The sequence below is a fragment of the Trinickia symbiotica genome (assembly GCF_003028655.1).
GTDB classification, from domain to species: Bacteria; Pseudomonadota; Gammaproteobacteria; order Burkholderiales; family Burkholderiaceae; genus Trinickia; species Trinickia symbiotica_A.
On the sequence record NZ_PYUC01000016.1, the window covers coordinates 102,371 to 127,017 of the forward strand.

Annotated in this window: 25 protein-coding genes; 5 read left to right on the forward strand and 20 right to left on the reverse strand. The window is 61.6% G+C overall.

The features are described from left to right. Positions 1–58: 58 nt before the first annotated feature. The 7 genes from C9I57_RS26505 to C9I57_RS26535 form a co-directional block, all read right to left on the reverse strand. Positions 59–652 (reverse strand): toll/interleukin-1 receptor domain-containing protein, encoded by a 594-nt coding sequence (locus C9I57_RS26505; RefSeq protein ID WP_107153554.1) that lies wholly within the window; start codon positions 650–652, stop codon positions 59–61. Between the two features lie 235 nt (positions 653–887). Continuing rightward, the gene (locus C9I57_RS26510; protein ID WP_107153555.1) at positions 888–1,370 is read right to left on the reverse strand and encodes a TIR domain-containing protein; all 483 of its coding nucleotides are present in this window, start codon (positions 1,368–1,370) and stop codon (positions 888–890) included. A gap of 2 nt (positions 1,371–1,372) precedes the next feature. Further along, a complete protein-coding gene (locus tag C9I57_RS26515; RefSeq protein ID WP_107153556.1) occupies positions 1,373–2,803 on the reverse strand; it encodes an SIR2 family protein in 1,431 nt (476 codons plus the stop codon). Between the two features lie 501 nt (positions 2,804–3,304). Beyond that, positions 3,305–4,519 (reverse strand): conjugal transfer protein TraB, encoded by a 1,215-nt coding sequence (locus C9I57_RS26520; RefSeq protein ID WP_258187828.1) that lies wholly within the window; start codon positions 4,517–4,519, stop codon positions 3,305–3,307. 245 nt (positions 4,520–4,764) lie between these two features. Then, complete coding sequence (locus C9I57_RS26525; RefSeq protein WP_107153558.1) at positions 4,765–5,196, reverse strand: antirestriction protein; 432 nt, start codon at positions 5,194–5,196, stop codon at positions 4,765–4,767. Positions 5,197–5,291: 95 nt separating this feature from the next. After that, a complete protein-coding gene (locus tag C9I57_RS26530; RefSeq protein ID WP_018440972.1) occupies positions 5,292–5,804 on the reverse strand; it encodes a hypothetical protein in 513 nt (170 codons plus the stop codon). A gap of 552 nt (positions 5,805–6,356) precedes the next feature. Next, positions 6,357–7,001: a DUF3577 domain-containing protein gene (locus C9I57_RS26535; protein WP_107153559.1), complete on the reverse strand. Its 645-nt coding sequence runs from the start codon at positions 6,999–7,001 to the stop codon at positions 6,357–6,359. A gap of 797 nt (positions 7,002–7,798) precedes the next feature. Between C9I57_RS26535 and C9I57_RS26540 the strand changes: the two genes are divergently transcribed. Next, positions 7,799–8,059 carry a type II toxin-antitoxin system ParD family antitoxin gene (locus tag C9I57_RS26540; RefSeq protein WP_018440970.1) on the forward strand — a complete coding sequence of 87 codons (261 nt, stop codon included), beginning with the start codon at positions 7,799–7,801 and terminating at the stop codon, positions 8,057–8,059. Continuing rightward, positions 8,059–8,382: a type II toxin-antitoxin system RelE/ParE family toxin gene (locus C9I57_RS26545; protein ID WP_107153560.1), complete on the forward strand. Its 324-nt coding sequence runs from the start codon at positions 8,059–8,061 to the stop codon at positions 8,380–8,382. The genes C9I57_RS26540 and C9I57_RS26545 overlap by 1 nt, the downstream gene beginning before the upstream one ends. A gap of 138 nt (positions 8,383–8,520) precedes the next feature. On the opposite strand, the gene C9I57_RS26550 is transcribed toward C9I57_RS26545, so the two are convergent. Genes C9I57_RS26550 through C9I57_RS26560 form a run of 3 tightly spaced genes read right to left on the reverse strand, consistent with a single transcriptional unit; the run spans position 8,521 to position 11,701 of the window. Then, positions 8,521–9,852 carry a TrbI/VirB10 family protein gene (locus C9I57_RS26550; protein WP_107153561.1) on the reverse strand — a complete coding sequence of 444 codons (1,332 nt, stop codon included), beginning with the start codon at positions 9,850–9,852 and terminating at the stop codon, positions 8,521–8,523. 2 nt (positions 9,853–9,854) lie between these two features. Then, positions 9,855–10,967, reverse strand: coding sequence for a TrbG/VirB9 family P-type conjugative transfer protein (locus C9I57_RS26555; protein WP_107153562.1), 1,113 nt, complete (start codon positions 10,965–10,967; stop codon positions 9,855–9,857). Beyond that, positions 10,964–11,701 (reverse strand): VirB8/TrbF family protein, encoded by a 738-nt coding sequence (locus C9I57_RS26560; RefSeq protein ID WP_181321961.1) that lies wholly within the window; start codon positions 11,699–11,701, stop codon positions 10,964–10,966. Before C9I57_RS26560 ends, C9I57_RS26555 begins: the two co-directional genes overlap by 4 nt. Before the next feature lie 115 nt (positions 11,702–11,816). On the opposite strand from C9I57_RS26560, the gene C9I57_RS26565 reads away from it, so the two are divergent. Further along, positions 11,817–12,077, forward strand: a complete 261-nt coding sequence (locus C9I57_RS26565) for a hypothetical protein (RefSeq protein WP_107153564.1) — start codon at positions 11,817–11,819, stop codon at positions 12,075–12,077. A gap of 11 nt (positions 12,078–12,088) precedes the next feature. Here C9I57_RS26565 and C9I57_RS26570 read toward each other — a convergent pair whose 3' ends face one another. From C9I57_RS26570 to C9I57_RS26615, 10 genes are all read right to left on the reverse strand, one after another. Then, positions 12,089–13,123: a type IV secretion system protein gene (locus tag C9I57_RS26570; protein ID WP_107153565.1), complete on the reverse strand. Its 1,035-nt coding sequence runs from the start codon at positions 13,121–13,123 to the stop codon at positions 12,089–12,091. A 21-nt stretch (positions 13,124–13,144) separates the two neighbouring features. Continuing rightward, positions 13,145–13,417: a hypothetical protein gene (locus tag C9I57_RS26575; RefSeq protein ID WP_440130248.1), complete on the reverse strand. Its 273-nt coding sequence runs from the start codon at positions 13,415–13,417 to the stop codon at positions 13,145–13,147. Between the two features lie 14 nt (positions 13,418–13,431). Then, positions 13,432–13,665 (reverse strand): hypothetical protein, encoded by a 234-nt coding sequence (locus C9I57_RS26580; protein WP_107153567.1) that lies wholly within the window; start codon positions 13,663–13,665, stop codon positions 13,432–13,434. Positions 13,666–13,704: 39 nt separating this feature from the next. After that, positions 13,705–14,511 (reverse strand): conjugal transfer protein TrbJ, encoded by an 807-nt coding sequence (locus tag C9I57_RS26585; protein ID WP_258187829.1) that lies wholly within the window; start codon positions 14,509–14,511, stop codon positions 13,705–13,707. Beyond that, complete coding sequence (locus C9I57_RS26590; protein WP_107153568.1) at positions 14,504–17,209, reverse strand: VirB4 family type IV secretion system protein; 2,706 nt, start codon at positions 17,207–17,209, stop codon at positions 14,504–14,506. Before C9I57_RS26590 ends, C9I57_RS26585 begins: the two co-directional genes overlap by 8 nt. After that, the gene (locus C9I57_RS26595; RefSeq protein ID WP_018440959.1) at positions 17,206–17,559 is read right to left on the reverse strand and encodes a VirB3 family type IV secretion system protein; all 354 of its coding nucleotides are present in this window, start codon (positions 17,557–17,559) and stop codon (positions 17,206–17,208) included. The genes C9I57_RS26590 and C9I57_RS26595 overlap by 4 nt, the downstream gene beginning before the upstream one ends. A gap of 13 nt (positions 17,560–17,572) precedes the next feature. Next, positions 17,573–17,935 (reverse strand): hypothetical protein, encoded by a 363-nt coding sequence (locus C9I57_RS26600; protein ID WP_018440958.1) that lies wholly within the window; start codon positions 17,933–17,935, stop codon positions 17,573–17,575. Positions 17,936–18,017: 82 nt separating this feature from the next. Next, complete coding sequence (locus C9I57_RS26605) at positions 18,018–19,079, reverse strand: CpaF family protein (protein WP_107153569.1); 1,062 nt, start codon at positions 19,077–19,079, stop codon at positions 18,018–18,020. After that, positions 19,061–19,624 carry a lytic transglycosylase domain-containing protein gene (locus C9I57_RS33855; RefSeq protein WP_107153570.1) on the reverse strand — a complete coding sequence of 188 codons (564 nt, stop codon included), beginning with the start codon at positions 19,622–19,624 and terminating at the stop codon, positions 19,061–19,063. The genes C9I57_RS26605 and C9I57_RS33855 overlap by 19 nt, the downstream gene beginning before the upstream one ends. A 90-nt stretch (positions 19,625–19,714) precedes the next feature. Then, on the reverse strand, positions 19,715–20,224 hold the full coding sequence (locus tag C9I57_RS26615; RefSeq protein ID WP_107153571.1) for a hypothetical protein: 510 nt from the start codon (positions 20,222–20,224) through the stop codon (positions 19,715–19,717). Between C9I57_RS26615 and mobH the strand changes: the two genes are divergently transcribed. Together mobH and traD are read left to right on the forward strand one after the other, a co-directional pair. Beyond that, positions 20,223–22,442, forward strand: a complete 2,220-nt coding sequence (mobH, locus tag C9I57_RS26620; RefSeq protein ID WP_107153572.1) for a MobH family relaxase — start codon at positions 20,223–20,225, stop codon at positions 22,440–22,442. The two genes, C9I57_RS26615 and mobH, sit on opposite strands and share 2 nt — an antisense overlap. Next, positions 22,442–24,622, forward strand: a complete 2,181-nt coding sequence (traD, locus tag C9I57_RS26625) for a type IV conjugative transfer system coupling protein TraD (protein WP_107153573.1) — start codon at positions 22,442–22,444, stop codon at positions 24,620–24,622. The genes mobH and traD overlap by 1 nt, the downstream gene beginning before the upstream one ends. Positions 24,623–24,647 lie beyond the last annotated feature (25 nt).

Sequence of the window (24,647 nt, forward strand, 5' to 3'; positions counted from 1 at the left end):
GCTGCACGACCGGGCCGCCTCGAGCGTGGAAGATGGTGCGACTTGCTGTAATAGCGAATTATCCAGTATATCGGGACCACGTATTCGTACCCTTGCCGAAATTGCGCAGTGTGGACCATTGTCTGCCGAGGTCCTCCACAAAAACGTCCTGGCGTCCGTCGGTATACCTGTCCTTGCCGACTACTGGATAGAGAGCCAGATATTCCTGCCCTTTAAATGTTGCTCCCGGATTGTCCACGAGCGGCATTACCGCGACCTGACCTGGTTTGAAGCCGTCAAAGTAACCGAGTTCCCACGGCATCCATTTCGATTCGCTCGCCGCGCTGGTGGCAACCCAGATTAGGGAGTTTGATTGACGCATGCGGCGGCGAAGCAGGTCCGCGTTTTGGCGGTCAACCTTTGTCCGGTCTGCCTGAGCGTCCTCCACCCAATCGACGTATACCTTGAAGCCCTGGTCCTCGAGCAATGCCTTGACGCCGAGAATAAGCTCAGCATCCTTGGATGCGTGCGAAAGAAAGATGTCAAAACGGTCGTGGCTGGTGGTGGTTCGGACTTCTTCTCTCAGCACACGCTTGCTGTCTGTCGTGAAGGATTTTTGAAGCGTTCGTGAGGCAAAGGCGCGTGCCTCTGCCTTAGTGTAAAAAGTGGGCATGGAGTTAATGTCATTTAGCGTTCAGTCGGAAACCTTGTGGTTCGTCGCGCCGTAGTGGAAAAATCAGTTATTGACCGCTGGCGAATACGGGGCTCAGGTCGATTTCAGTAACGCGCTTCACATGAGAAGGGAGCAGCTGCCACCTGGAGATGCCTGGCAACGTACTGCTCGTTAACGGCTTGGTACATCAGAAATCTTCCTGCTACCGGTGCGCTTTCGTCAGGCTATCATGCTGTCAGCCTGCCCGTATCTTAATGGCTTCTTCCACCCATTTATCAAGGTTGTCCGCGATATCATTGTACGCGTCGGAGGATTTGGGATTATAGGTCTTCGGCGTGACGATCTTGTCGCCGACTTTGAACGTGAACATCGCAAGGGGGTCTGCGCCGATGGTGCAGGTGCCGGTATTAGGACACTTCAAATTGTGGATGTGAATGCCCACGACGCCTTTGCCATCTTTCCAAGCTTTCTGGATTTCATACTTGACCCAAGGACGCTTTGATGTCTCTGAGCCGATCAAAACCACGACACACGACTTGCCCTTCATGTTGTCGTCGATCCATTTCTCGATTGACGCGTCGCCCTTTCGCTTGACTTCCTCCCAGGTGTTGGGGGATACAGGAGAGTTGCCTTCAATTACACCCATATTCCGTACCTGCTGTACGCGCATGACATCGTTGTCGAAGTGAAAACTGAAGAAGACGTTTCGTTTTGGCATTTCTATTTCCCGAGGCGGTTGAGAATTGCGATGATTTTGTCGGCGATGAGGGTGCGATCCACATTGGCATCACAGATTTCGGTAATCATGGGAATGATCCATTCGATGCCATGATAGATGTCAGTTGCATGAGGGGCTATCAGCTCCCAGATGGCTTGAGCCGCATATCCCGTAGCACCGACGGGGATCGGAATCCGGCCTGCTTCAGTGGTGATCTCGAACTCGCGTATCATTCCGTTGGCGAGCACGATCTGTCCCGTGTCGTCGCGCTTGTTGCCGAACAAAAAGAGGGAAACGCCGGCGAGGGCAATCATCCGTTGGCGGTACTCCTCCCACAGTGTTTTCAGATCTTGCCCCTTGCTCTGAAACTGAGGAAAAGGACGCATGACCAACTGGTCCTCAGAATACCGGCCGGGATTCGAGTAGATCGCTTCAAGGGCGCCGTTGATGACAGCACTCCCGACCCCCCACCCAAAGCCGTTGACAACACGATAGTTGTGCCTCAGCAGGCTTCCGGACAGAGAATGGATGAAATCCTGAGCTTCGTTTCTACTCCACGTTCCGAAGTCGTCCGCGCTGCCCGCCACAAAAATTGTTTTCTTGAGGAAGCGCGCCTCAATGGCGGTCAGGATCTGTGGTACGTCCTTGTAATCGTCGATTAGCAGCGTCTGGATCCCGAAGCGCTTCAGATCGTCTACGCGTAGCTCCTGTTTTCTGCGCTTATAGCGCTGGACCTCCTCGTCGTCGCCAGGAAGGATGGCTTCGCGACGCATGAAGCAATAGTGATTCCGCTTTGTTGCAGTGTGCAACCTGCTCAGCACGTAATCAAGATTCGGATCGGTGAAACTGAAGCCGATGAAAAGGAACGTTTTAGAGACAAGGTCGCCGCTCAACGCCGTCACGAAGGGTTCGTGCGTCTTGAAATAGCGCTCGTACTGTTCCTTGTAGAGTACGGCCTGTTGCGGTAGCGATACGTCACCATGCATCTTGTAGATGACGGCATCGCGCTTTGGCCGGGTGGTATTGAGCTGCTCGACATTGTGCTTGACGTCCGGCACTTTGTACGCCCGCCGAAGCGCGTCTTCAATCAGGGTGTCGTAGTTGGTCGTCCAGTATGTGCGGATCGGCAGTCTTGCGAGGATCGCGTGAGTCTCCGATGGCTCTGCCTGTTCGGAAAACTCCTCTATGATTTTTCTGGATAGTTTCGCCGTGCCCTTCAGTTCATTCACGTGAAACTGAGCCAGCGCGATCAGGTCATGCTCAATCTCAACCTTGAGACCGATCTCATCCGCAATATCTCGCAGCAACTCCGGCCAGTCGACGAAGCCGACGGCTTTGGACATTCCAGCTCCGGCGAATACTGCGGCGTTGTCCTCCGCCAGGTCCTTGACATATTCCTTGATGAATGCCTCGATTTCCCGGCTAAAAGCCATATGGACCCCGCGTCTGATGTGGTCTAATTTTCTGGTGATTCTAGCAGTACTTCACACCGATTGGGCGTTACTTTGCGCTCGCTTTGATAATCGACGGATGCGTGGGGACGTTCGACGGAGTAGGACCCCAGGTGCTTTGCGGTGAACTCTTCATTCGCATCCAAACGCACTTGCCCTCGGGTTGACGACGCTGCTAAAAGGGCCTCGAAGTGGGTTCCCAACAAACTGCGAGTCCATCCAATGCCGAAATTTTCCCTGAAATGAAATACTGGGCCAGTATGTCCGACATAGCGGAGGATTGGTGGAGTCATGCGTGTAAGCTGCGCTTCGGCCAATGCAGCGGTCCGCTTTTGCCCCGTAGCGGACGTGCAATCACGGGGTACGAACGGCGGCGGCTAATGGCCTGGCTGCTGCCCCCGACGCGGTTGTCCGTAGCCGACTCGGCTGTCGGACATGCGGCCACCGCGGGCGTTCACCATTAAGGGAGCCAGTTGCGCGTCGTTACCGGTTTACGGCGCGCAGAAGCGGTACGCCGGATAGCCTGGCAATCGACTCCACACTCTGCCGCTGAATTTGCGCGAGTGCGAGGTCGTGCGCGAACCAGTCGTTGGCCATGCTTACGAGCACGTCGGGCCTGTCGACGAAGAGGCGCCAATGCGGCCATAGAAGATAGTCCTCGTAGCAAATCGAAAACGCTACGCGCTTGCGTTCGATGATCAGGTGGCGTTGGGTGATACTACCGAGCTTGGCGCTTACCCGCGCGCCTGGCCGCCATAGCCCGCCGGGCACGGGCTGACGACTTTCGAACCTTCCTAGAGTGTCACCGAGAATGAGGGCGCTGTCCGTATACCGGAAGTGTTCATCGAGACTAACAGCGTCCGCACCGCCAGCGCCGGAGAGTAAGTCGGCACCAAGGACAAGCGTTTGTCCTCGCGCGACGAGCTGCGCTAGAAATGGCCTCCACCAAAAGTGCGTCGAAGGGCGCCAGAGCCCGATAGTTTCCTCTGGCAGGATGACCACTTGCGCCCCGGCAGCGAAGGCCGTTTGCGCGGCGATTATTGCGGACTGAGAGCGATCAAAGACCGCTCGGTACTGTGACGGATCGAGCCTGCCGAACCGTGAGCTGACCGCGACCCATCCTGCCGGTATATGCCGCTTCGGCTCGTCGAAATTAGCCAGCAGCACGGCAATGATCACGGGGACGGCGGCGACAGCAGTTCGAGGGAACAGAGGCACAGAAGCCGCGATGACGATCGTGACCAAGCCAAGCGCGGCCCCCGTCAGTTGCCAGCCGGGGAACAGGGTGCTTGCGACATGCAGCGGTGACACCCATCCGATGATGCCAAGTGGCGGCACGGCAGAAACGATAGTTGCCGCGGCCGCTCGCCATGCGCGCGCCGAGGCAGTCCGATCAGCTTTCAAGATCGTCCAGGGCAGGGCGAGCAAGGCCGCTTGCGCGAGCCAGAAGGCCATGCCGACGGCGAGGGCAGCGGTGTTCGAGAGCTCGTGGTGAGCTGAGAAGAATCGCTCGCAAGCGATTGGAATATCGCGCGCAGCCGTCAAATAGTAGCCGGCCCACAGCGCGAAAGCGCGCGCGCGACATGGCTGGACCGCCCACGCGAGCGGCAGGACGAGCAGAACCAGCAGCCAATGGCCCGGATACCATGCAAGCAAGGCGATGGCTGATCCCGATGCTGCAGTGGCTGCACCGTTCATCAGCGCCACGAGTGGTGGCCGGTGAGGGATTGCAGTGCTTAGCAAAACAGAATGGACGACGGGGGGCTGATACGCGAAGCTCATTCTGGCTGGGTTGCGCCTAAGGCGAGTGACACGGCTAGACATACGATCCCGATTTTTGCGTTGCCGAAGAGGACGCTGCGGCGCAATGGCTGGCCCGACATAGCTATCCTCTTTCAAGAGCAGGGGCACCGCGTGGGTGCCCTTGCGTCAAGAGGAATTGACTAATCGATGGCCGCACTGATTGCGCAAGCTTCGGAGTGATCGCTTGCGAATTCACGCAGGCAGTAGTAGAGCCGTTCGAAACGTTCGTCCCGGGTCTTCCAGACGAGCGCGTTGAACGCGAAGAGGCACGCCACGATGCCTGCGGCGTCAGCGGACATTTCACCATCAAAGCCGTTGCCGTCGCATTGCAGCCGCAGTCGATGGGTGGTGCTCGGCGCCATGTAGAAACCGCCGTTGGATAGCTCATAAAAGTCCCAGTAGCCGCCGGAATAGTCTTGGCAGAGCGACTCGAGCGAGCGATAGACGATCGCCTCCGCGACGAGCATGTAGCGCCCGAAGTACCGAGGTAAGATCTGCATGCGGCGCAGCATCGGGACCAGCGTCGCTTGGACTTTGTTGTCGCAATCAGTCAAAGCATGATTGACGGACATAGCGTTCTCCAAACAAAAAAACGCGGAGCATCGCGTCCCTCGCGGGCCGACCTGTCCCGCGAGGGTTAGAAGAAGATTCCTTCGCGCTTGCCTGATCAGCATGCTTCGAGTGAGCGAAGGAGCTTGCGCAACTGGGCGAGTTCATCGACTGGGACGTCAACTGTGATGCTCGAGAACTCACGGTCCGGCGGTGTGCCGCTTTCGCTACACAACGCGTCGATCAGCCTCGCGAAGCGCAAGAGGGAGTGCGACGCGCTGATGCAACGCATGGTGGCAACCGACGGATCGGGCGGGGGCAGTTCTTCCACCTCCTCGAGCGACGCCAGCTGAAGCGGGGCGTCTGGGTGAACGGGCTCGAAAGCATGCGTGAGCAGCGGCATCGCCGACGAGTCGTTCCAAAGCGAGCCGGCGTTGAACGCACGCTGGAGCACTTGGATGGCATGCTCGCGATGAGACGCCTCCAGGCCGACCGTGACGCGTTGGACATAGTCGATGTCGATCGTGGCAACGAACTTAGGTAGATCCTCGTTGAAGCCAGGAAGGAAGGGGAGCCTCCCGCGATGCGCGGTGCGCTTGAGCGTGGCCGACAGGTTGTGCAGAAATTGCATGGTTCATCACTCCAGGCAAAGCGGAGCGCACCCCCTTGCGGGGATACGATCCCCGTAGGGTTGAGAGAAAAATTCCGATCGCCTTGGGGGCGAGCAGCTGCGCTTCGATACATCGGGAGAAGCGCCGGAAACGAGCTGCGGTGTGAACAACAAGGGTGCCGCGTCACGCGCGGCGGTCGGATTCGCTTAACCGGCGAATCAACGGTCACGACATACTCGAGCGCTCCGCATGTCCCAGGTGGAGTGCGCTCGAGAATGTCTCCTGGCCGCGGTCCACGGTGACGTGAAACTGCGGCCAGGAGCGGTGAAGCGCATCAAAGCGTGAACGGCACAGCGTTTGGGGCCGCTGCAAACCCGAGGTAGGACGAGACGCTCGTTTGCGGTAAGCAACGAAGCGCGGCATGAACTCGCTTGCCGCAGGCGGTTGACGGTCAGCGCTGCGGCAAACGAGCTCTCGACGGCTGGCGAGCCCGTCGACGAGAACAATGGGCCGCCTAGGCGGAGGAGGGAGAAAGGGACTCCGACTGATGTCGGAGTCCCAGCGTTGAACCTTCAAGTCGAAACGGCGGCGGTACGAACACCTGCACGCACGCCACGCCGAACGGACCGACGCAAGAAGCCGCTTGCGCGGCGCTCGTTCGATTCACCATCACGCACCGATGTCGATTGTGATGGGGGATCGGAGTGGGTCGTCGCAGCATCAGCGTCTGCGGTGCCTAGGTCGCCGCTATGCTCGATCTCGAAGCGATCCGTAGCTTCTACGGCGCTCCTATCGTCCTCTTGCTCGTCCTGATACACGAGCTCGCCATTGACCTTGATCCAGAACACCTTCAAGAGGCGCCCCTTCAAGACCGTGCCCATCTGCCCTGCGCGATCGCCTTTCTTGATCTCGTAGGTGCTGATGTAGTGATCGCCCGCCCGAAAGCCGACGAGCACTTTCGTGTCACGATCATTCGCATCGGCGGTAACCAATGCGATGGCCTCTTTGGCTTTGATGCCCGAGACGATTAGATCGAGGTTCAGATAGACGATGCCGTTCTCGACGTTGGGATCGCCGTGAAACGCAGCGATCGAGCAGGCGAGAAACGGTTTCGCCTTGGCACGCCCGGACGAAGTCACTTCCCGCACACGCGAGAGGTAACCCAAACCGCTCAAGTGCAGATCGAAGTACTTCTTCGTTTGGCTGGCTTCAGACATGACGACTCTCCTAAAGAAAAAGGGGAATCGCCAAAGGGCCCCAGCGGGGAATGGTCGATTCCCCAACTGGGCTTGCGAGAAAACTCCGAGTCACGAGGACCTGCGGTTATCCTGACTTCGGACGGAGACGAACCGCATCTTCACTGCTACTGCCAAAGGTGCCGGATAAAGCTCCGGAGGGCTGATTCAGTTGCTCATGATAGACAACCGCGCTTGAAAATCAAGGCTTGTGATGGCGATAGCAACCATCGCGCTGCGCGCCTTCGGCCTCGGCGGTCCTTGTCTCGGGCCGGACGTTCGAGGGTGCTTTTGGGGCCCGCCGTACGCCGAGAATGCGTGAGAGTCACAGGCCGCTTCCGATATCACCTCGCCGCCGCCTGTGTCGAAGGTCACATGCAATCGACACGCGAGAGCAGTCATCTCGACGCGGCGCGACGTAGTTGTTAGCCTCGTCTCTTGTCGGTTGCGCAAGGGCGCTTTGCCATCAACGACTTATCGCCCGTACCCGCAGGTTGTCCACACATTTGCCAACAGAATCTGTGGACAAGTGGTCGAAGGCGAAGACTGGCCGTCACAGCATTTCGCTCCGGCGAGGACGCCGCTTGCGTCGGACGGGATTGCCAGACGGAGGCAAGCGAATTCCCCGTCGCATGGGGGGTAGGGTGCCGGCAGCGCACGGTTGTCGGGCCATTGACCGTGCGTGGCACGACCTCCGGGTGGCCGCGCGGCAATCGGCCCGGGGATGGCATTTCGTGCCATTTTATGCCATAATTGTCCTCGACCCGAGGAGGTGCGAAATGCAGAGCATGAACATTTCTCTGCCCGACCCGCTCAAGCAGTTCGTGGATGCCCAGATCGCCGAAGGGCGCTATAGCAGCGTCAGCGAATACGTGCGCGAGCTCATCCGCGCAGACGAGAAGCGTCGGGCCGAAGAGCGACTCGAAGCGCTGCTGCTCGAAGGGCTGACGGGCAGCGAAAGTGAGTTGACGCAGCGTGACTGGGACGACATTCGCAAGGAAGCGCTTGAGCAGGTCAAAGCGCGCGCCAGGAAGCGCTGATGCCGGCGATATACCGATCGGCGGCGGCGCGTCGTGACCTGGTGGAGCATTACGTTTACCTGGCCGAGAACGCAGGGCCGGAAACCGCCGATCGATTTCTGACGTGCGCACAGTCCAGCTTTGAAGACTTGGCTCGACGGCCCGCGATCGGCGCGCCGTTGAAATTACGCAACCCCGCGTTGAGCGGGACCCGTAAGTGGGCAGTGAAGGGGTTCCACCGATTCTTGATCTTCTACATGCCGAGCGGTGACGGCGTGACCATCATGCGTGTGCTACACGCCGCTCAGGACTGGTGGCACATACTGGGGATGCTCGACGAGTAATGGCGGATGCTTGCGCTCAACCAGGTGAGGATGCAGCCATTGACTACCAAGACGAACTACGGAGGCAAGCGTCGGCGCTCCTTTACCTCCAGTTGAAGTGCGGCCGATCTCGGCTTCGCCGTTGGTTTCTTCAATTTCTCAGGGCGTGCTGCAGCTTGCCCGTACCTGTTCAGGCGGAATTTCCATGTCGCGGGTCGTGACGATCACCATGCGTTGCCCGGGCTGAGTCGTGAGCGTGGGCTGAATGTTCATGTTCCGCTGCAGGATCGTCTGCGTCGTTTGTGAAAGCGACTGCGCCGCTGCGGCCGACAGGTCGTTGGCCCCACCGCCGTTGATATTGATCGTGGTCCCCGTGGGCTGCGACTGATTGTGGCCGATCCAGGCGGCGACCCCGCCAATGAGCAGGGTCGAGCCGAAGATCTTAAAGAAATGATTGTTGACATCGGCCGTCAACCCCGCATCGCCATTCGGGTCGGCGCCGGGCATGCGCGTGAGCGACAGGCTTGCGCCATTTGGCCAGATCATGCGTGTGCCGGCCAGAAGCAGCCGCTCCTGGCCAATCGCGACGTCGTCGTGCGTCAAACCAATGATCTTCGTGCCCTTCGGGATCAGCACGCACTGGCCACTGACGCTGTCGACGATGTCATGGTCGACGAGCGCTCGGAATGTGCCGGGCAAGTCGCTGTTGGTGCCGCCGAGCATGACGGTCGTAATTGGCGTGCCTTCCATCACCATATACGGCGAGGCGGCCGGAATGAGCGTGAGCGGTCCGTCCTGACTGTCGCCAGAGGTATGAGCGAGCCAACGGGCGTTGCGCTCGCGATCCGAGGCATTGGCGTTGGGACTGGCCAGCTGAGCGATGTGCGCCCATGGAGTGTTGGCCGCGTTTCCTGAAAGACCGTCCTGCGCCGATGGATCACTGGTCGCAAGGCGTGTCGACACGTCTGTCGGTGAGCCCGCGTTGCGCATGGCGCGGCCGCTTTCGGCCTTGTCTCCAGCCGTGTCTTCGTAGGCGACAAGCGACTGATTATCGAGTTGCTCGGCTTGCCGCTCGAGCGCCAGCCGCTCCTGCGCGGACATTCGTTCCCCATCTGCGCCGGGGACCTTGTAGCCAGACGGTAACGGCTCGTCGCCGGGGCGGCCCTTGGGGATGCCCGGATCGGTCAACGGTGTGCCACCAGCCGGGGCGCTTGCCAAGCGCTTGCGGGCCTCGGCGAGGGCGCGTTCGTCCGCAAGGCGCTTGGCCAGCGCCTCCGGCAGCGCGGCGGGTTCTTTGGCTGCTGCTTTCAGTTGCTCCTCGGCGCGCCGCTCGGCGGCCGTCAGGTGGGAATGCGAGAGATAGCGCACGAAGACGATGGCGAAGAGCGTGCCGCCCAGAAGCAGCAGAAAGAGTTTGGCGAAATCGCGCCGAATGCACGTGCGCCGCTGCGGTTGCGGTGTCATCGGCGCAGCGGAGGTCCTCTCGACCATGGTCAGGCTCCCCGATATACGTTCAGAACTGCAGGCCGGGCGTCTCTCCCCTCAGCGTGACGCGCGCGTGCTGTGCCTCCCGCACGCGCCGGATTCTCGTTGAGGATACGCACGACGTCCTTGTTGCGTCGCAGGAGCAGCCCGTATTCGGAGATTTGCGGCACCTCGTAGATATCGTTGCCTAGCGGAATGAGATCCGTGATCTCGCCCTCGCCATGTGCGTCCATCACCAGCACGGCGGGCAGGCGCGCGTCATGAGGCAGCTGAAAGTAAGTGAAGCGCCCATCGTCGAGCACCAGCGTCGGTGTGAAGGGCGCATCGCCCTCGACCTTGTAATCGAAGTGTGCGTGTACAAGGTCAACGTGCAGGCCGTTCGCGGCGGGCTCCGCGTCCGTGCGGCCCGGCACGTTCGGCGTGTATTCGGTACCGAATGGCGACGTTTGAGCCGAGACTTTCGAGCCATTGCGTACGGCGTCGTCCGCATACTCCCAGGCGACACGATGGTCGAAGTGTCCCGCGTTGGACGAACGCAAATCGAGTTCATATCGGCGGCGCGTGGTGATGATGGTCGCGGCGTTATGCAGACCGGGCAGCCGCGCTTCGATAAAGAGATCGCGCTTGGTGATCGAGGCGTGATAGAGCCAGCGCTTGCCCGTGTTGGATAGATAGACGCCGACGATCTCCTCATCAGGCGCAAAAACGAGATGCGATTCCTGATTGGTCTGCAGCTCGATTACGAACGTGTAGTCCGGGTCGTACGCGTAGGTGACGAGCGTCGGATCGTCGATCGCCGCGTAGGGACCATTGTGGCCGTGCCCGGCAGAGCCGCGGGGACCGGCCGGGCGCGCGGTCCGTTGGGCGTGCGGTCTCGCTGCGGGCGAGATTGCTTCTGCCGTGACCACGTGCAGGCGCGGAGCGGGCCCCGACGCTGATTCGCGCGGCACGTTGGCGGGAGACGAGGCGCTTGCCGCCCGTGCGGCTTCGACCACGCTCGCCGGCACGACCGACGGTGCGCCAGCCTCTGGCGACTGCGCATACGTGTTCGCGACGCACGTGGTGGTGGCGGCAAGCACGACGGCAAGTCGCGCCGCATTCGATAGCGCGGATAGTCTCATTTCGTGACTCCGGGATTGACACCCGTGTAGGGTGTAACGGTGAAGTGTGTGATGCGCAGGCCCAACGGGTTGTCCTTGATCTCGCCTTCGCGCAAGCGTTCGGGGGCAAAGAGAAAGTCGATCGTCAACAACACTTGACGGGCGGGTGAGGGTTTGCCGCCAATGCTTTCGATCAGCGTGGCGATCATGTAGGCCTCGCGGCCGTCAGGCGAGAACGAGGTCGAGTTTTCGACGAACTGGCGTGTGAGGCCCGGCGTTTCGACGACCCGCACGGCAACCGGATCGGTTTGTGTGATGTAGCGCTCGAGCTCTTTGGTTGCCGCACCCGACGTCCATGCCGAAGCGGCGGGAATCTGGCGCGTGATCGTGTCTTGGCTATCCGCTTCGATCGTGAAGATGCGCGAGGCCCAGTTCACGAGAAAGTAGCGTTTGTTGGCGGACTCGGGCGTGTACTCGCGCGCGTAGCGATCCGAGACCCAAACCGCGCCGGATCGTTCGTCGTGCTCGACAAAGTACGGTTTCGGTCCACTATGTTGGGACTGAATAACGAGCGCGACCGTTTGGCCCATTGCGATGAACGCAAAAAGCACGGCAATCTTGATCGCGAGGCGCTTTTCCCAAACGGGCTTTTGAAACGCGTCAAACCATCCCGCCACGCCCTGGTCCGTGCCTGGTGGTGCAGCGTTACCTGCTGGATTACCCATGGGCATATTCAGCGCGCATTGCCCGTCCATGCGCTCGCTCGCGCTGTTACGCATTGATTCAAACATCATCGACGTAACTCCTTGTCAGATCAAAGCGCTGCGGTCTAGACTGGAAACGCAACACGCAGCAAAGAGGAGTGGTGCTATGCAATACGTCAAGGTGATTCTGTTGTATTTCGTCTTGCCGATTTTCGGGTTCGCGGCAATCGTCGTGTCGCAGGTCGGCGTGGAACATCTCGATTGGGCGCTGTGGCTGACGGGCCTGATCGTTGTCGCGATCTTGGTCGTGATCAATACCGGTCCACGCGAGGACAAAGACGAGGAAATCCCGCGCTCGGACAGCGATTGGGACGGGTACTACACGATGCAGCAGTCGGAGCGGCTGCATAACCAGCACCATGATTGATCGCGTAGGGCTCATCGCTTTCCGTAAGAAATAAAACGCTTGGCGATCAAGCCCCTGCCGAAGCCGCCGAGGCCACCGCCACCGCTACCCGTCACGATGCCCCTGGCGATGTCAGGTACCTGCCACATCATGTATGCGCCGATGCCCGCGACGAGGGCGATTGCGCACATAGCCAGGTAGTTGGCCGCGTAGTAGGCGTCCGGGTTTGATGACGCTTGGCTGGCCGCTTGCTCCGAAATCGATCGAATCGCCGGCAACGCGCCCGTGGCGACGATGGTCATCATGATCCAAGCGATGACCTTGTATAGGCCCGCCGCAATCGTGAACTTCAGCCACCCATCGAAGAGAAAGTCCGTGGCAGGCAGGACGTACCAGGGGATGAGGACCGGCCCGAGGCACAGCGCAATGGAAAGCAAGAACGAGCCGAACTGCACCACGACCACGAACACGAGCGTCATCAGCAGGATGGCGACAAGCGCGAGACCCTTGGCCAGAAACGTCAGCAAGATCAGCGGCAAGTTCTTGACGAGTGTCCAGATTGAGCCGAGCGCGGCGGTGGGGCCTTGGCCGGTCTCAGCGAAATTCGAGCCGCATTCGACGTGGCTCGCGCCTGGGATGACGACGCCATCAGGCGTGGTATCCGGCACTTGCTCGCACACTTGCGTGGCTTGGCTGCGCGCGTCCTCTATGATGGCAGCGCCCGCTGACATGAGCACGCGCACCAAGCCAGTCGGGTCGCTTTGTCCACCTGAGACACGATTGGCCATGGCCTGCATGTTGTCAACGAAGTAGCCATGCACGGTGCTTGTCCACGACATCAGCATGACGAAAAGAATGGCGCACTTGACGAGGTGCCGAAAGAGGTTGGCGAAGAAGCTCGGAAAATCTCCGTCGAGCGCCCACATCAACACGTGCCACGTCGCCATGATCAGTCCCAGTGCACCCAGCAGGTCGATGCCGTCTATCAGGAACACGGTCTCCAATCGCCGCCCCTGCGATTGCATGAGCGCGAAGAGCGTATTGATCACCGAAAGGACATCGTTCATCGGTAAGGCACATCGAGGACGTCACCGCAGCAAGCCCGCGAGCCACAGCGCGAGCAGCACGATCGCGACGGGCAGGACCACAATCGCACTGGCCGCGAGCCGCGGATTTTCGGCATGGACAGTGAGCAGGCCTATGAGGAGCGCCAAGCGGAAGTTGCGGGTAATGCGCTTATCGAGCGTGCCGGGTTGCACCTCGCGAGGCTCGAGCCGGGCTTGATAGCGCCTGCTAAGCGCGCGCAGCACGAGCCGGACCTCCGCGCGCGTGACGCACAGGTGCAAGATGAGCCAGCGCAACAGCACATCGCTCCTTAGTCGCGCAGGAGCTTGAAGTCCGGTGCCTTTCGGATCGTCTCTTGCTCCTGTCTGTTGATCTCGGCGGCCTTTTCGGCGCGTTCGCGCGCGAGCTGCTGCGCTCGCGCCACGGCTTGTTGTTCCTGGTGGGCCTTGTTCATTTGAAGCGCGAGGATGCCGGCTACGCCTGTGGCGATCATCAGGAGGATGACGATCACGATCCAGTTCGATACGAGAAATGACTTGAGCATAGGTGCCTCCATGTCGGTTGAAACGAGGTAAAACACTTGCTACTGCTGGTCGTCCAGCAGATTCAGGTCAGGGGCGCCTTGAATCATTTGCTTTTCTTGATCGTTGATGGCTTTGGCGGAGGCGGCTCGCGCGGCGGCCAGCCGTGCGGCGTTGGCTTGAACGTCCGACTGCACGGCGCGGTCCTGCATTTGTTGGGCAACCTGGCGCGCGACAAGCGCGTGCAGATCCACCATTTCGCCGGCGAGCACGTTCGACTGCTGATTGAGCATCTGTAGGCCCTGGACGTTGCCGGTGACATTGGGAATCTGGCTTTGGATCTCTTGAAGGTTCTGCGCGCGAGCCGCGAGGTTATCGAGATTGCTCATGTCCGAGTCGAGCTGCTGCCGATAGAGACCGCCGCGCGTGGCGGCGAGACTGCTGTAGGCCGTGAGCCACTGCGACGGCGACATGCTCGTGGCGCCCATCTCCGACATGCTTCGACCAAAGAGTGAGCTTGTCGATTCGGCCGCGAAGCGCAATTGCGAAACGGCCGAAAACAGCGATTGGTAGCTGGCGAGTTGCGAGCCATAGGGCGAGAACGTTCGATCGATCATGCCGCTCGGAACCTGCACGAGGTTTTGAAGGCGCGTGATTTGCGCCTGGACGTTTTGCTCGACCATCTCCGCCTCTTTGGCGACCGACGCCGCGAGCTCCGCGTGATTGGCCAGTTGCGTGATTTCGGTGGCACCGCCCGTCGCGGCACCGCCACCTGCAAGCGACAGAGCCGGTGCGAGAAGCGCGGCGATTGCGACTGCGATGCCACGGCGCGGCGGGCAAAGATGACATCGAGGCGGCATCTCACACATGGTCTACCTCCGAAGCGTTTTCGGTGGTTTGCCGATGCGACTGCTCGATGGCTTCCGCGATGTAGCGTTCGCGCCAGTCGGGGGCCCCAGAGCGCAAATGTCGATCGAAGAGTACTTGCGCACTCATTTCCGAGCGTAGGATCGCGATGGTCTCGGCGCCGAGCTGGGTCGAAATCCGGCGCGAGGCACCGCTGACCTCGGTAATGAAATAGTCGCGTTTTCTGACGAGCGACTGGATAACCGCAATTTGCGCATCCGAGAGGCCAAAGTCGCGCTGATAGGCCGTGCGCGCGGAAGGTGTCAGATTTTCCGTCGGTACAAAGACGCGCACGAGCACGTTATCGCGAATTTGCGGCCAGATTTTCGAGCTCGAGACTTGCTCGGGCGACTGCGCGTCCATCCATACGCAGCCAAGCTTCTTGCGCATGGTGACGATCCAGTTGCCGATGCGCTCGGCAAACGCCTCGTCATCGAGCAAGTGCCAGATTTCAGGCAGCATCACGAGCGTCGCGCCGATTCTTCCGGATTTTTCACGCGCGAGGATCGATTGCTCGATGCGGTAGGCGAGATAGACCAGAAACGGTTTGCCGGTTGCGGGTGTCGCGAGCAGCCGGTCGGTGGCCATCGACACCCAGCGGCCGGCGTCCTCGTTGTCCGCGACATCAAAGCTGTCTTCGAGGTTGTCGAAGTAGTGCGCGTAGGGCCCGTCGCCGACCCAGAGCGACAACTCGTCAGCCATGGGCCCGGTTGGCACGGAGGCATGAATCGTCGAGAGGCGCCACAAGCGCGGCCCGCACGTGCGGGCGGCAAAGAGCGCCGCCTGGATTTCCTGCAGGTCCTTGGCGCTGACGTGATACGCGCCGCGTGCTTCGATCAGCGTCTTGACCCACTCGACGAGAAAGTCGAGATGCCGCGCGTGCGCGAGGAGCCGCAAAGGATTGAGGCTTGAGCGTTCCGCGTCCGTGGCGTCCGCCTCAAAACTCATGTAGCGGCCACCTTGCAGGATCGTGGGAATGCGCATCGAGCGATCCTTATCGAGCCCGATCGTCCAGGTATTCGGGTACTTCCTAAAGAGCGTCGCACATAGCAGCAAGAACATCGTCTTGCCGAAGCCCGTTCGCCCGCACACGAGCAGGTGGCCGACGTCGTGCACAAACGCCGTGAACCAGAAGGGCGTGCCGTACTCAGTCGGGAAGGCGGTAAGCGCCGGACACAACTGCCCCGTTTCCTTGGTCAGGTGGCGATTGACCGGCATGCCGCGTGAGACGCCTCGCAGGGGAAAAAGACGCGCGACCAATTGATCGTCGAGAAACGCCCACCGCGCGCACTCCCGCCACATGCCGGGGATCGTGGTGGCGAACGCCGAGAGGGCATGCAGCGTCTCGCGCACCGGAACGAAGTGCGCGGCGTGGAGCACGCCTTCCACCGCTTTGTGGGTCGAGAGTGCCTCCTCGCGCGCGAGCGCGTCCGCTTCGAGGAGCGCGTCTTCGCCCATGGGGCAGTCATAGACGCTCGAGTACGAGATGATCGAGAGGTTGTAGTAGCCGTAGGCGTCTTCTGCCATCTCGACCTTGCCGACCTGGCGGTTGGCGAGCGCCGCGGCCTGGCGACGTGCTTCGTTCTGGCGCGGCGCGTGTTCGACATCGCCACCGCGGATGGCGGCCGCGAGCAACGCCCGCGTATCGAGCCGCCGGTTCTCGTGATAGCGGCGCATGCGATTGAGGAAGCGCATCGCCGCGCTCGGCGTGGCGAGCCGAAAGACGTGATTGATCGTGAGTTCGCCCGGAATCTTGAGCAGGCCATCGAGCGTCGTGGGTGAGACGGCTTCCGACCAGAATTCGCGCCCGGTCGGGATACCGGCGGCGACGCCGATTCGGCAACGCGCATTGGCGTCGAACTTCAGGTAGTCGTGACCGGGGATGATTTCGGCGTCGGCGAGGGCGGTATCGAGCGCGGGCGTCTCCGGAACCGCGAGTCGGCTCAAATGCTCGCCCGAGGGCGAGACGCAGGCATGGAGGTGCGCCCCGAGCTTCTCACCCGTGAGCCGCTCGAGGTCGAGATCGGGATTGCCCGCGACGAACCCTTCCATCAGGCGCTCGAACGTGTCCACGGCCACGGCGAGGTCGCTCGCCGTGTGCGCGAAGAGGTACTGGTCGGAGAAGGTCGCGCGCACCGCCTGCCAGAAGGCGGCGAGGATGGGCATTTGCTCGTGTGTCACACCATGCATGAAGCGCTTGGCGAAGCGGTCGACGCCGACCTCCGGCGCCATGCACATGGTCAAGGTATGGCGATTCACGTAGTTGGCCGACGCTTTGAAGGTGCGCTGCAGCGCGTCGTCAACGCGCTGCGCGATGGGGTCGGGCAGGGGCGCCGTCAAATAGCGGTCGGTCCGGCGACGGTGCACGGTCCACCATAAGGTGATGGGTGCGCGTGCGAGCGGGCGCATGGCATGAATCACGTTACGCACGAGCTCATGGACGCGCGTAGCCGACAGGCTGTCGGTATCCGGTCCCGTAAAGGTGTAGGACGCCATCAACGCGGAGTCCTTGTTGACGATCAACTGGTCATTGAACTTGAACAGCCACGGGATGAGCTCGGCCACCGATCGACGATTGCCGTCGATGCGTCGCGCGATATCGCTAAGCGGCTCGGCGTCGAACGGTGAGACGTTGGGTGTAGGACAGGCGTCATGGGTCACAGCAGCGCTCCTCGCCCGAAACCGATCGGTCGGCAGTTGATGCGCTGGTAAAGATGCTGCCGCGGCTCGTAGTGGTCGCCCTGCTTGCGGTACTTCAGGTAACACTGGATCAGGTCCGGATCCTTGCGGGCCGCGAGCCACAGCAACGGGTGGGTCACGAGCGGCGCGGCGAGCACATACCAGTTCTTCAGGCCGAACGCAATGAGCGCCACAATGGCGAATTCGATGACGGTCCACGGTCGATCGACGCCCAGCAATCGAAACTGCTCGAGCGTCGTCTTATTGACTTTGACGACGAGTGGATCGGTCGGGCTGGTGTTATCAGCATTCGCTTCGCTTACGTTCGTCATGGCTCGCCCCGGGTTACAAGCCGGCGCCTGTGCAGGCCGCGCCGTGGTTGAAGATCTGGGCCCACAGCAACGGCATGTTGAGGACGCCCATGGTGACGGCGACGCCGCGGATGATGCCGGTCTTGATGTTGTGGCGGCCGTCGTCGAGCCCCCAGAGGATGAGCGAGCCTGCGAGCATCGTGAGCGAGACGATCTCGAGCAGCTCGTTATCGAGCACGCTCTGATAGACGGTGCACAGTCCGCCGTTCCAGATGCCGGCGGCATGCGCCTGCACGGGTAGCAGGGCGAGCCACAGCGCCGCGGCCATCGCAGGCGCGCCGCGCTCAGGCGAGCGAAGGAATGCGCGCCAGGCGCCACGGAGATCGATGAATGACACTCGGGCGACCTCGACTGCGCGTCCGATCAATCTGCGGCAGCGCGGCAGGCGAGGGGGGCGCCCGGCGGCACGGTAATGGCCTTCAAGCATGGATGAGGTCCTCGGTGGCGACTTTGGAAAAGAGCAGGCGGGTGATGTAGCGGCCGGCCGCGACACCCATCACTTCGCGGATCTCGACCGGCCCGCGTGTGGCCCCGTGGCGCTCGGCGTGCACGAAAAAGCGAAAGGTGGCGGCGATCTTGTGGCGCAAGTCCTCGAGCGGCAGCAGGCGCCCCTCCTCGCTCATGCGAATGAGCGACTCCAGCCGCGCGGGCGCGGTGTCGGACGAGTCCGCGTGAAACGACACGACGGAACCCGGGTGACCGGTATTGAGCGCTTCCATGAGGTCGAAGGCTTCGGCACCGCGCACTTCGCCGACGATGATGCGATCGGGGCGGATGCGCAGTGAGAACTTCACGAGGTCGCGAATCGTGACGCCGCGATTGGCCTCGAGCCCGACGTAGTTCGGCAGGCGCACCTGAAGCTCGGCCGTGTCTTCGATCGTCACCGTCCGATCGTCTGTCGGAATCGCGTCAATGAGCGCGTTAAGCAGCGTCGTCTTACCCGAGGAGGTGCTGCCCGAGAACGCGACGTTGATGCGCTCTCGCATGACCCACTCGAAGAACTCGCGCACAGCGGTACCACCGGCGGGCAGGCGCGCGAGCAACGCCTCGTTGTGCCGCCCGGCAAAGCGCTGGGCCGACGGGGGCAAGACTGTGAAGGCGCCGGCGCATTCGTAATCGACAAGCGCAATCTTGTGTCGTGCGTGCTTGCGAATGCACAGCATGTCGCCGTGAATCGCCACGGGCGTGCGTGCCGCGGCGATGCGCAAGCCGGGCAGACGCGCATCGAGCAGGTGCGTCTGGTCTTTGGCGTTGATATTCGCGAGGATCGTGATGGCCCGATCGAGCGCATCCGGATGAACTTGGCAGTCAGGCGCGCGCGAGATCGTGCCGATCCGCTCGACCCAGATATCGTCGGCGCGGTTGACCATCACTTCCTGCACGTCGGGCGCCTGCGTCAGTGCCCAGACCTCGCCGAGATATTCTTGAAGCACGTCGCGCGCGGTCTCGAGCGTGAGCTTGTTCACGGTTGCGCTTCCCATGCGACGAGGCTCACAGGTTCGGATGAGCCCGCGTTGCGCTCACGGCGTGGCGTGACCGCGCTCGCGACAACGTGCGCGACCGTCTGTGTTCTCGCAGACGCAGGCCTTAGCGCCGCGTAGACCTTTCGCGCGTAGGCGATGCGCTTGGTCGGGTTCTGCGCGTTATAGGCCCCGATGGCATTCCACGTGAAACCGAGTTGTGCAAAATTGCGAGACAGGACCCAGGCACCCACGTAAAGGTTCACGCAGGGTTTGAAGAGTGCCTGGCGCGAAATGCCATGCCGAGAAAGTGCCGCCAGCCACGTGGTGTTGATCTGCATGAGCCCGATGTCGGCTGTGCCGTTCGCATTGCGATTGATCGCCCAAGCGTTGCCGCCGGATTCGACGGTGACGATCGCTTCGAGCAGCCGCGGGCTGACGTGGTGATAGCGCGCGGCATCGTCAAGGCACGCGCGTTCGGCCGCACCGCCCGGGGCGGCATGGGCGGGGCTGCTCGCCCATGCGAAAAGGAAAAACGCGGTCGTCGCGCAAGTGATCGGTCTCATCGGCGTGTGCGGTATCAGACGCGCTTAAGAAAAAGCCCGCCGGAGAGACGAAGGCAAGGAGCGGCTCCGGCGGGCAACAGCGCGTATCGGTCAGGGTGACCCGACGGCTTCATTGAACCGCGCGTGAGCTGTGTCGTCGTCGAAATGCTTGTCAATCGCGCCCGTTGCTCTAAGCGCTTTTTGCTGCGGGTTTTCGCAGCGTCTTATGACCGTGAGCAATAAGAGGGTGTTGCCGCCGATGCCGGAAAGGGCCCACGCAAATGCGCGAGCAAGGGGAACAAAGGTGCGCCAAAGGTCAAGGGCCTTATCCAAAGGCCGCGCGTGAAGCTTGAAGCTTCGCTTCACGCGCTCAATGCCGCAAAGGCCTGAATGGTAAAAAAGACTTTGCCGCAAGGGCGAAAAAGGAAGCGTTGCCGCAAAGGCACGCGAAAAGGATCGAGCAAAGGCGCCCCGCCTAGCAAAGCCGCGCGTCGTTGTCGAGCGTTTGATTGCACGCCGTCCATACGACGGATGCGGGCAAGTGACGAGGATCACGACGCCGATTTTTACATTGGAGCCTGTCTGATCCAGGAAGGTCTCACGCCCACATCGCGCTCCCATGACGACGCTCGATATTTGGTTGGCTGGCGGGGCGCTCGCGAGCGTCGCGGGATTTGGTGCGCTGCATCTGTGCTCGCGAAGAAAGCTCCATGGGAAAGCCGCGAGACCGGATATGTGGCATGCGGCAGGCCGCGCCGCCATTGAGCGCCGCGCGTCACCGAGTTCGCAGCATCTGGCCGTGCTCGAACCAGCCGAGTTGGTGGCATGCACGGCGATGCAGCCTCGCGTCGAGCGCATTCGCGAGGGTCTCGGCTTTGCGCCAGAGAACTGGGTGCGTGATGTGGCGCCTTTGCTCGATCGAATCATGGAGTTCGTGCAGCTCTTGCCCGCATCCGAATCGCATCACCACGCGCAGCCAGGGGGGCTTTTGAACCATAGCCTGGAAGTGGCGCAGTTCGCGCTGCATTTCCGGGCCGCTTGGAGGTTGCCGCTTGGCGCAGACGCCGAGGAGCAGTTGGCGCACGCGGCGCGCTATAGCTACGCGGTGCTCGTCGCGGCCCTGTTGCACGACATCGGCAAACCGATGGCCGATCTGCGGGTGGAACTGGTGGCAGGCCACGGCGCACGCGCCTGGGTGCCGCTTGCCGGCAACATGAAAGAGCAGGGTGGCCAGTGGTACCGCGTTACGTTTGCCGAGCCCGCCGAGCGTGACTATGGGGCGCATTCGCGTTTGGCGGTGGTGCTACTGCATCAGTTCGTGCCGGCCAGTGCTCTAGCGTGGTTGGCGCATTATCCGCCGGTGCTGCAGGAACTGACGGCGTATCTGATGGGCGACGAGCAAGTCAGAGCAGGCTCGGACGCAGAGGCGAAGGAAGGGGCGATTGCGCGGATCGTCAAGCAAGCGGACCGCCAGTCGGTCGCTGACAACTTGCGCTGTGGCACGCGCACACGATTTGCCACGGCGCGTGCGGTGCCGCTCATCGAGCGATTGATGGACGGGTTGCGGCGGCTCTTGGCCGAAGGCGGTGTGCCGTTAAACCGTGCAGGAGCGACCGGCTATTGCGATGGCGAGTCGCTCTGGTGTGTGGCGAAGACGCTGGCGGAAGCCGTGCGCAAATATCTCGCCGGGCATGAAGTGCGCGGAGAAGGCGCGGCGGGCATTCCCGAAGACAACAACCGGCTCTTTGACATCTGGCAAGAATATGGCGCCCTAGTGTCAGCGCCCGATGGAGGTGCGATCTGGACCATCGAGGTGACGATCGAGGCGTGGCATCAGCGCTTCACAGTGCTGCGCTTTGCCTTGATGAAGTTGTATGCCAACCCTTCCCGCTATCCGCGCGCGCTGGCACCGGGCGCGATCCGCATCGTGGAGAAGGAGCACAAGGAAGAGGGCAAGGAAAAGAGCGGGGAGCGGGCGCCGGCGGCCGATGCTGCCGCCGCTAACGCGGCGGGCGCCGACCGTAGCGTGCAATCGCCGGTAAGCGAGCCTGCCGCAGTCTGTGAGAAGGTGACGACGAGCGGTGCTGCCACGTCCGACGCAACGTCGTCCCGCCCCGAGCCCGAATCATCAGCATCGCAGACGCAGCCCGCAGCCGTTCATTCCGCGCCCGAACAGCTCACGCGCGAGCCGTCGGTGCTCGTCTACCTCGCCGACGAGGAGAGTGCGGCGGCGCTGCTGGATGAAAAGCGGCAGGCCAAGGCACAGTCGCGCGAGGCGCCGGCGCAGTCGCATGCGTTGCGTGAGCCGATGCGCCCGAAGCAAAAGGTCAAGCGTCCGAAGGACCCCTCTGGAGCAGCCGACGTCGGTGGGCTCGGGCGCAAGCCCCGTCCGAATGCCGAGCGCTTCATGGCCTGGGTGCAGGAGGGCGTGGCGAGCGGCGCACTTGCCTACAACGAGTCGAAAGCACGGGTGCACTTTGTCGCCGAGGGCATGCTGGTGGTGACGCCCGGGATTTTCAAGGACTTCGCCGCCGCGCACCCGGAGGCGATCGAGGTTGATCCTGCCGACGACGGCAAGGTGCTAGAACCATGGAAGGTTGTGCAGCGCGATTTCCAGAAATCAGGCTATCCGGTGGCGGGCGAGCCCAGTGCATCGGCAGCGAGCAGCAAGTCATTCTTGCTTCACTACAACATCAAGGGCGCCGGCGGCAAGCAGCTGATGGTGATGCGCGTGCCGCAGCCCGAGCGCTTCTTTAATCCCGTGCCGGCGCCCAATGCGTTGATTCAGTCGAAACAAGGCTGCGAAGGGACACCGGGGGCGCAGGAGGGGCGCATCTAATGGCCTATCCGCTCGAGAACAACTTTCGTAAGCCTGTGGAGATTCTTTCGTCGGCGATCGCCTTGGCGGCGGCCGGCGCCTTGTGGCTGCATCCCAAGCTCTTTCTCGCGACGCCTTTGACGGGTGGCGTGACAACCGCGGGACTTGTCGCGCTCGCGATCGGCCGGGCATGGACAGCGTGCCGGCTCATCCGTTTTCAACGCAACCTGCGGCGTCTGTGCGCTTACGCGATTTCTGCTCACGAGGTGCCATGGTCCGATCGCGAGGTGTTTCTTGGCTGCGGCTTTCGCTGGACCGCGGTCCACACGCAGCGGCTCTATCAGGCGCGCCTGCCAGAAAACCGTCACTTGGTCACACCCAGTGCGTTGTACGAACGAGCGCGCGAACTCGAGCGTGCGTGGCCTGAGAACTGGATCGCGCGTGTGACACGCCGACAAGCCTGGTGGAATCCGATCGCCCCCCTGCCGCGCGTCGGTGGCGATCCGGTCCTGCACGGCGTCGAGCCCGAAGAGCGGGACATCTGGTTTGATCTCGCCGAGCGCGTCGGCCACGTGGCGGTGCTCGGCACGACACGCGTGGGCAAGACGCGCCTGTGCGAGCTGCTCGTGGCGCAAGACATTCGCCGCGGCGATGTCGTGATCGTCTTCGATCCGAAGGGCGACGTCGATCTCTTGCTTCGTATGTACGCCGAAGCGTGTCGTTGTGGCCGCGCGCGCGAATTCACGTTCTTCCATCTCGGCTACCCGGACAAGTCCGCGCGCTATAGCCCGATCGGCACGTTTTCTCGCATCACCGAAGTGGCCACCCGCATTGCCGGCAATTTGCCGGATGAAGGGCAGTCGGCCGCCTTTCGCGATTTCGTGTGGCGGTTCGTGAACGTCATGGCCCGCGCGATGACGGCGCTGGGGTTGCGCCCGACCTATGAGCTCGTCTATCAGCACGCCGTCAACATCGATGGCCTGGCCCTCAAGTACCTCGAGTTCTGGCTCGATCGGGATCATCCGGGCTGGCGCGACGCGTTACCGGCGGAAACGAAAGACATTGCCGAGCGCGCGAAGAAGACGGGCCGCACGCTCTACACCGTACAGGTGCTGGCCCTCATGCAAGAGAACCATTGGCATGAGCCGGTGGCCGACGGACTCGCCTCGGTCTTGAACAACGATCGCACCTACTTCGAAAAGCTCGTGTCTTCACTCTATCCGCTCCTGGAAAAGCTCACCTCGGGCAAGATGGGACAGTTGCTCTCGCCCGATTACGATGATCCAAACGATCCGCGCCCTGTGTTCGACTGGAACCGCGTGATCGATCGCGGCGGCATTGTCTATGTGGGGCTCGACGCCTTGTCGGACTTCGAGGTCGCGAGTGTCGTCGGCAATGCGATGTTTGCGGATCTGACCTCGACGGCGGGGCGCATCTACAAGTATGGGCACGGCTACGGTCAAGGGATGCGGCCGTCGGCGCGCAAAGTGTCGATTCATGCGGACGAGTTCAACGAGCTCGTGGGCGACGAGTTCATTCCGCTCGTGAACAAGGCGGGCGGGGCGGGTTTTCAAGTGACGGCCTACACGCAAACGAGCGCCGATCTCGAGGCGAAGGTGGGTTCCAGGGCGAAGGCCGAGCAGATCTTCGGCAACTTCAACACGCTCGTGATGCTGCGGGTGAAGTATCTGGCGACCGCCAAGATCCTGACTGACCAATTGCCGACGGTGCAGGTGAAGTCGCTCACGCCGGCTTCGAGCGCCACCGATGCGGTCAAGCGCGGGGAGGGTACCGCTTTTACATCCCAGACGCACGACCGGATGACCGTTGCAGACGCGCCGATGCTGCAGCCGGCTGACCTCATGGGCTTGCCAAAGGGGCAGGCGTTTGCGTTGATCGAGGGCGGTCAGCTCGTGAAGATTCGGCTGCCGCTGCTGAACGATCATGATGGCGCAACGCCAAGCGGTCTCGACGGAGTGGTGGCCGACATGCGCGAGAAATACGGCCGATACATCCCTTCAGCCGAGGAGAGCGCCGAGCAGCACACGGAGCTCGGGACGGGCGGTCAAATGCATGCGAAGCCAAATGGACGGCTCGTGAACGATCATGAGGCGCGCATTCGCCGGTGGGGCGATGTCGCGATCGAAATACCCATCGCGAGCGCCCGGCTGACTGCCGACGGCCGTGGCGGCGGCTTCTGATGCAAATTGGCCGAAGGGCATTGGA

Coding starts and splice junctions, on each gene's coding strand:
- C9I57_RS26505 (WP_107153554.1), bottom strand. CDS start 652: ATGCCCACTTTTTACACTAAGGCAGAGGCACGCGCCTTTGCCTCACGA.
- C9I57_RS26510 (WP_107153555.1), bottom strand. CDS start 1,370: ATGCCAAAACGAAACGTCTTCTTCAGTTTTCACTTCGACAACGATGTC.
- C9I57_RS26515 (WP_107153556.1), bottom strand. CDS start 2,803: ATGGCTTTTAGCCGGGAAATCGAGGCATTCATCAAGGAATATGTCAAG.
- C9I57_RS26520 (WP_258187828.1), bottom strand. CDS start 4,519: ATGAACGGTGCAGCCACTGCAGCATCGGGATCAGCCATCGCCTTGCTT.
- C9I57_RS26525 (WP_107153558.1), bottom strand. CDS start 5,196: ATGTCCGTCAATCATGCTTTGACTGATTGCGACAACAAAGTCCAAGCG.
- C9I57_RS26530 (WP_018440972.1), bottom strand. CDS start 5,804: ATGCAATTTCTGCACAACCTGTCGGCCACGCTCAAGCGCACCGCGCAT.
- C9I57_RS26535 (WP_107153559.1), bottom strand. CDS start 7,001: ATGTCTGAAGCCAGCCAAACGAAGAAGTACTTCGATCTGCACTTGAGC.
- C9I57_RS26540 (WP_018440970.1), top strand. CDS start 7,799: ATGCAGAGCATGAACATTTCTCTGCCCGACCCGCTCAAGCAGTTCGTG.
- C9I57_RS26545 (WP_107153560.1), top strand. CDS start 8,059: ATGCCGGCGATATACCGATCGGCGGCGGCGCGTCGTGACCTGGTGGAG.
- C9I57_RS26550 (WP_107153561.1), bottom strand. CDS start 9,852: ATGGTCGAGAGGACCTCCGCTGCGCCGATGACACCGCAACCGCAGCGG.
- C9I57_RS26555 (WP_107153562.1), bottom strand. CDS start 10,967: ATGAGACTATCCGCGCTATCGAATGCGGCGCGACTTGCCGTCGTGCTT.
- C9I57_RS26560 (WP_181321961.1), bottom strand. CDS start 11,701: ATGGACGGGCAATGCGCGCTGAATATGCCCATGGGTAATCCAGCAGGT.
- C9I57_RS26565 (WP_107153564.1), top strand. CDS start 11,817: ATGCAATACGTCAAGGTGATTCTGTTGTATTTCGTCTTGCCGATTTTC.
- C9I57_RS26570 (WP_107153565.1), bottom strand. CDS start 13,123: ATGAACGATGTCCTTTCGGTGATCAATACGCTCTTCGCGCTCATGCAA.
- C9I57_RS26580 (WP_107153567.1), bottom strand. CDS start 13,665: ATGCTCAAGTCATTTCTCGTATCGAACTGGATCGTGATCGTCATCCTC.
- C9I57_RS26585 (WP_258187829.1), bottom strand. CDS start 14,511: ATGTGTGAGATGCCGCCTCGATGTCATCTTTGCCCGCCGCGCCGTGGC.
- C9I57_RS26595 (WP_018440959.1), bottom strand. CDS start 17,559: ATGACGAACGTAAGCGAAGCGAATGCTGATAACACCAGCCCGACCGAT.
- C9I57_RS26605 (WP_107153569.1), bottom strand. CDS start 19,079: ATGGGAAGCGCAACCGTGAACAAGCTCACGCTCGAGACCGCGCGCGAC.
- C9I57_RS33855 (WP_107153570.1), bottom strand. CDS start 19,624: ATGAGACCGATCACTTGCGCGACGACCGCGTTTTTCCTTTTCGCATGG.
- mobH (WP_107153572.1), top strand. CDS start 20,223: ATGACGACGCTCGATATTTGGTTGGCTGGCGGGGCGCTCGCGAGCGTC.
- C9I57_RS26615 (WP_107153571.1), bottom strand. CDS start 20,224: ATGGGAGCGCGATGTGGGCGTGAGACCTTCCTGGATCAGACAGGCTCC.
- traD (WP_107153573.1), top strand. CDS start 22,442: ATGGCCTATCCGCTCGAGAACAACTTTCGTAAGCCTGTGGAGATTCTT.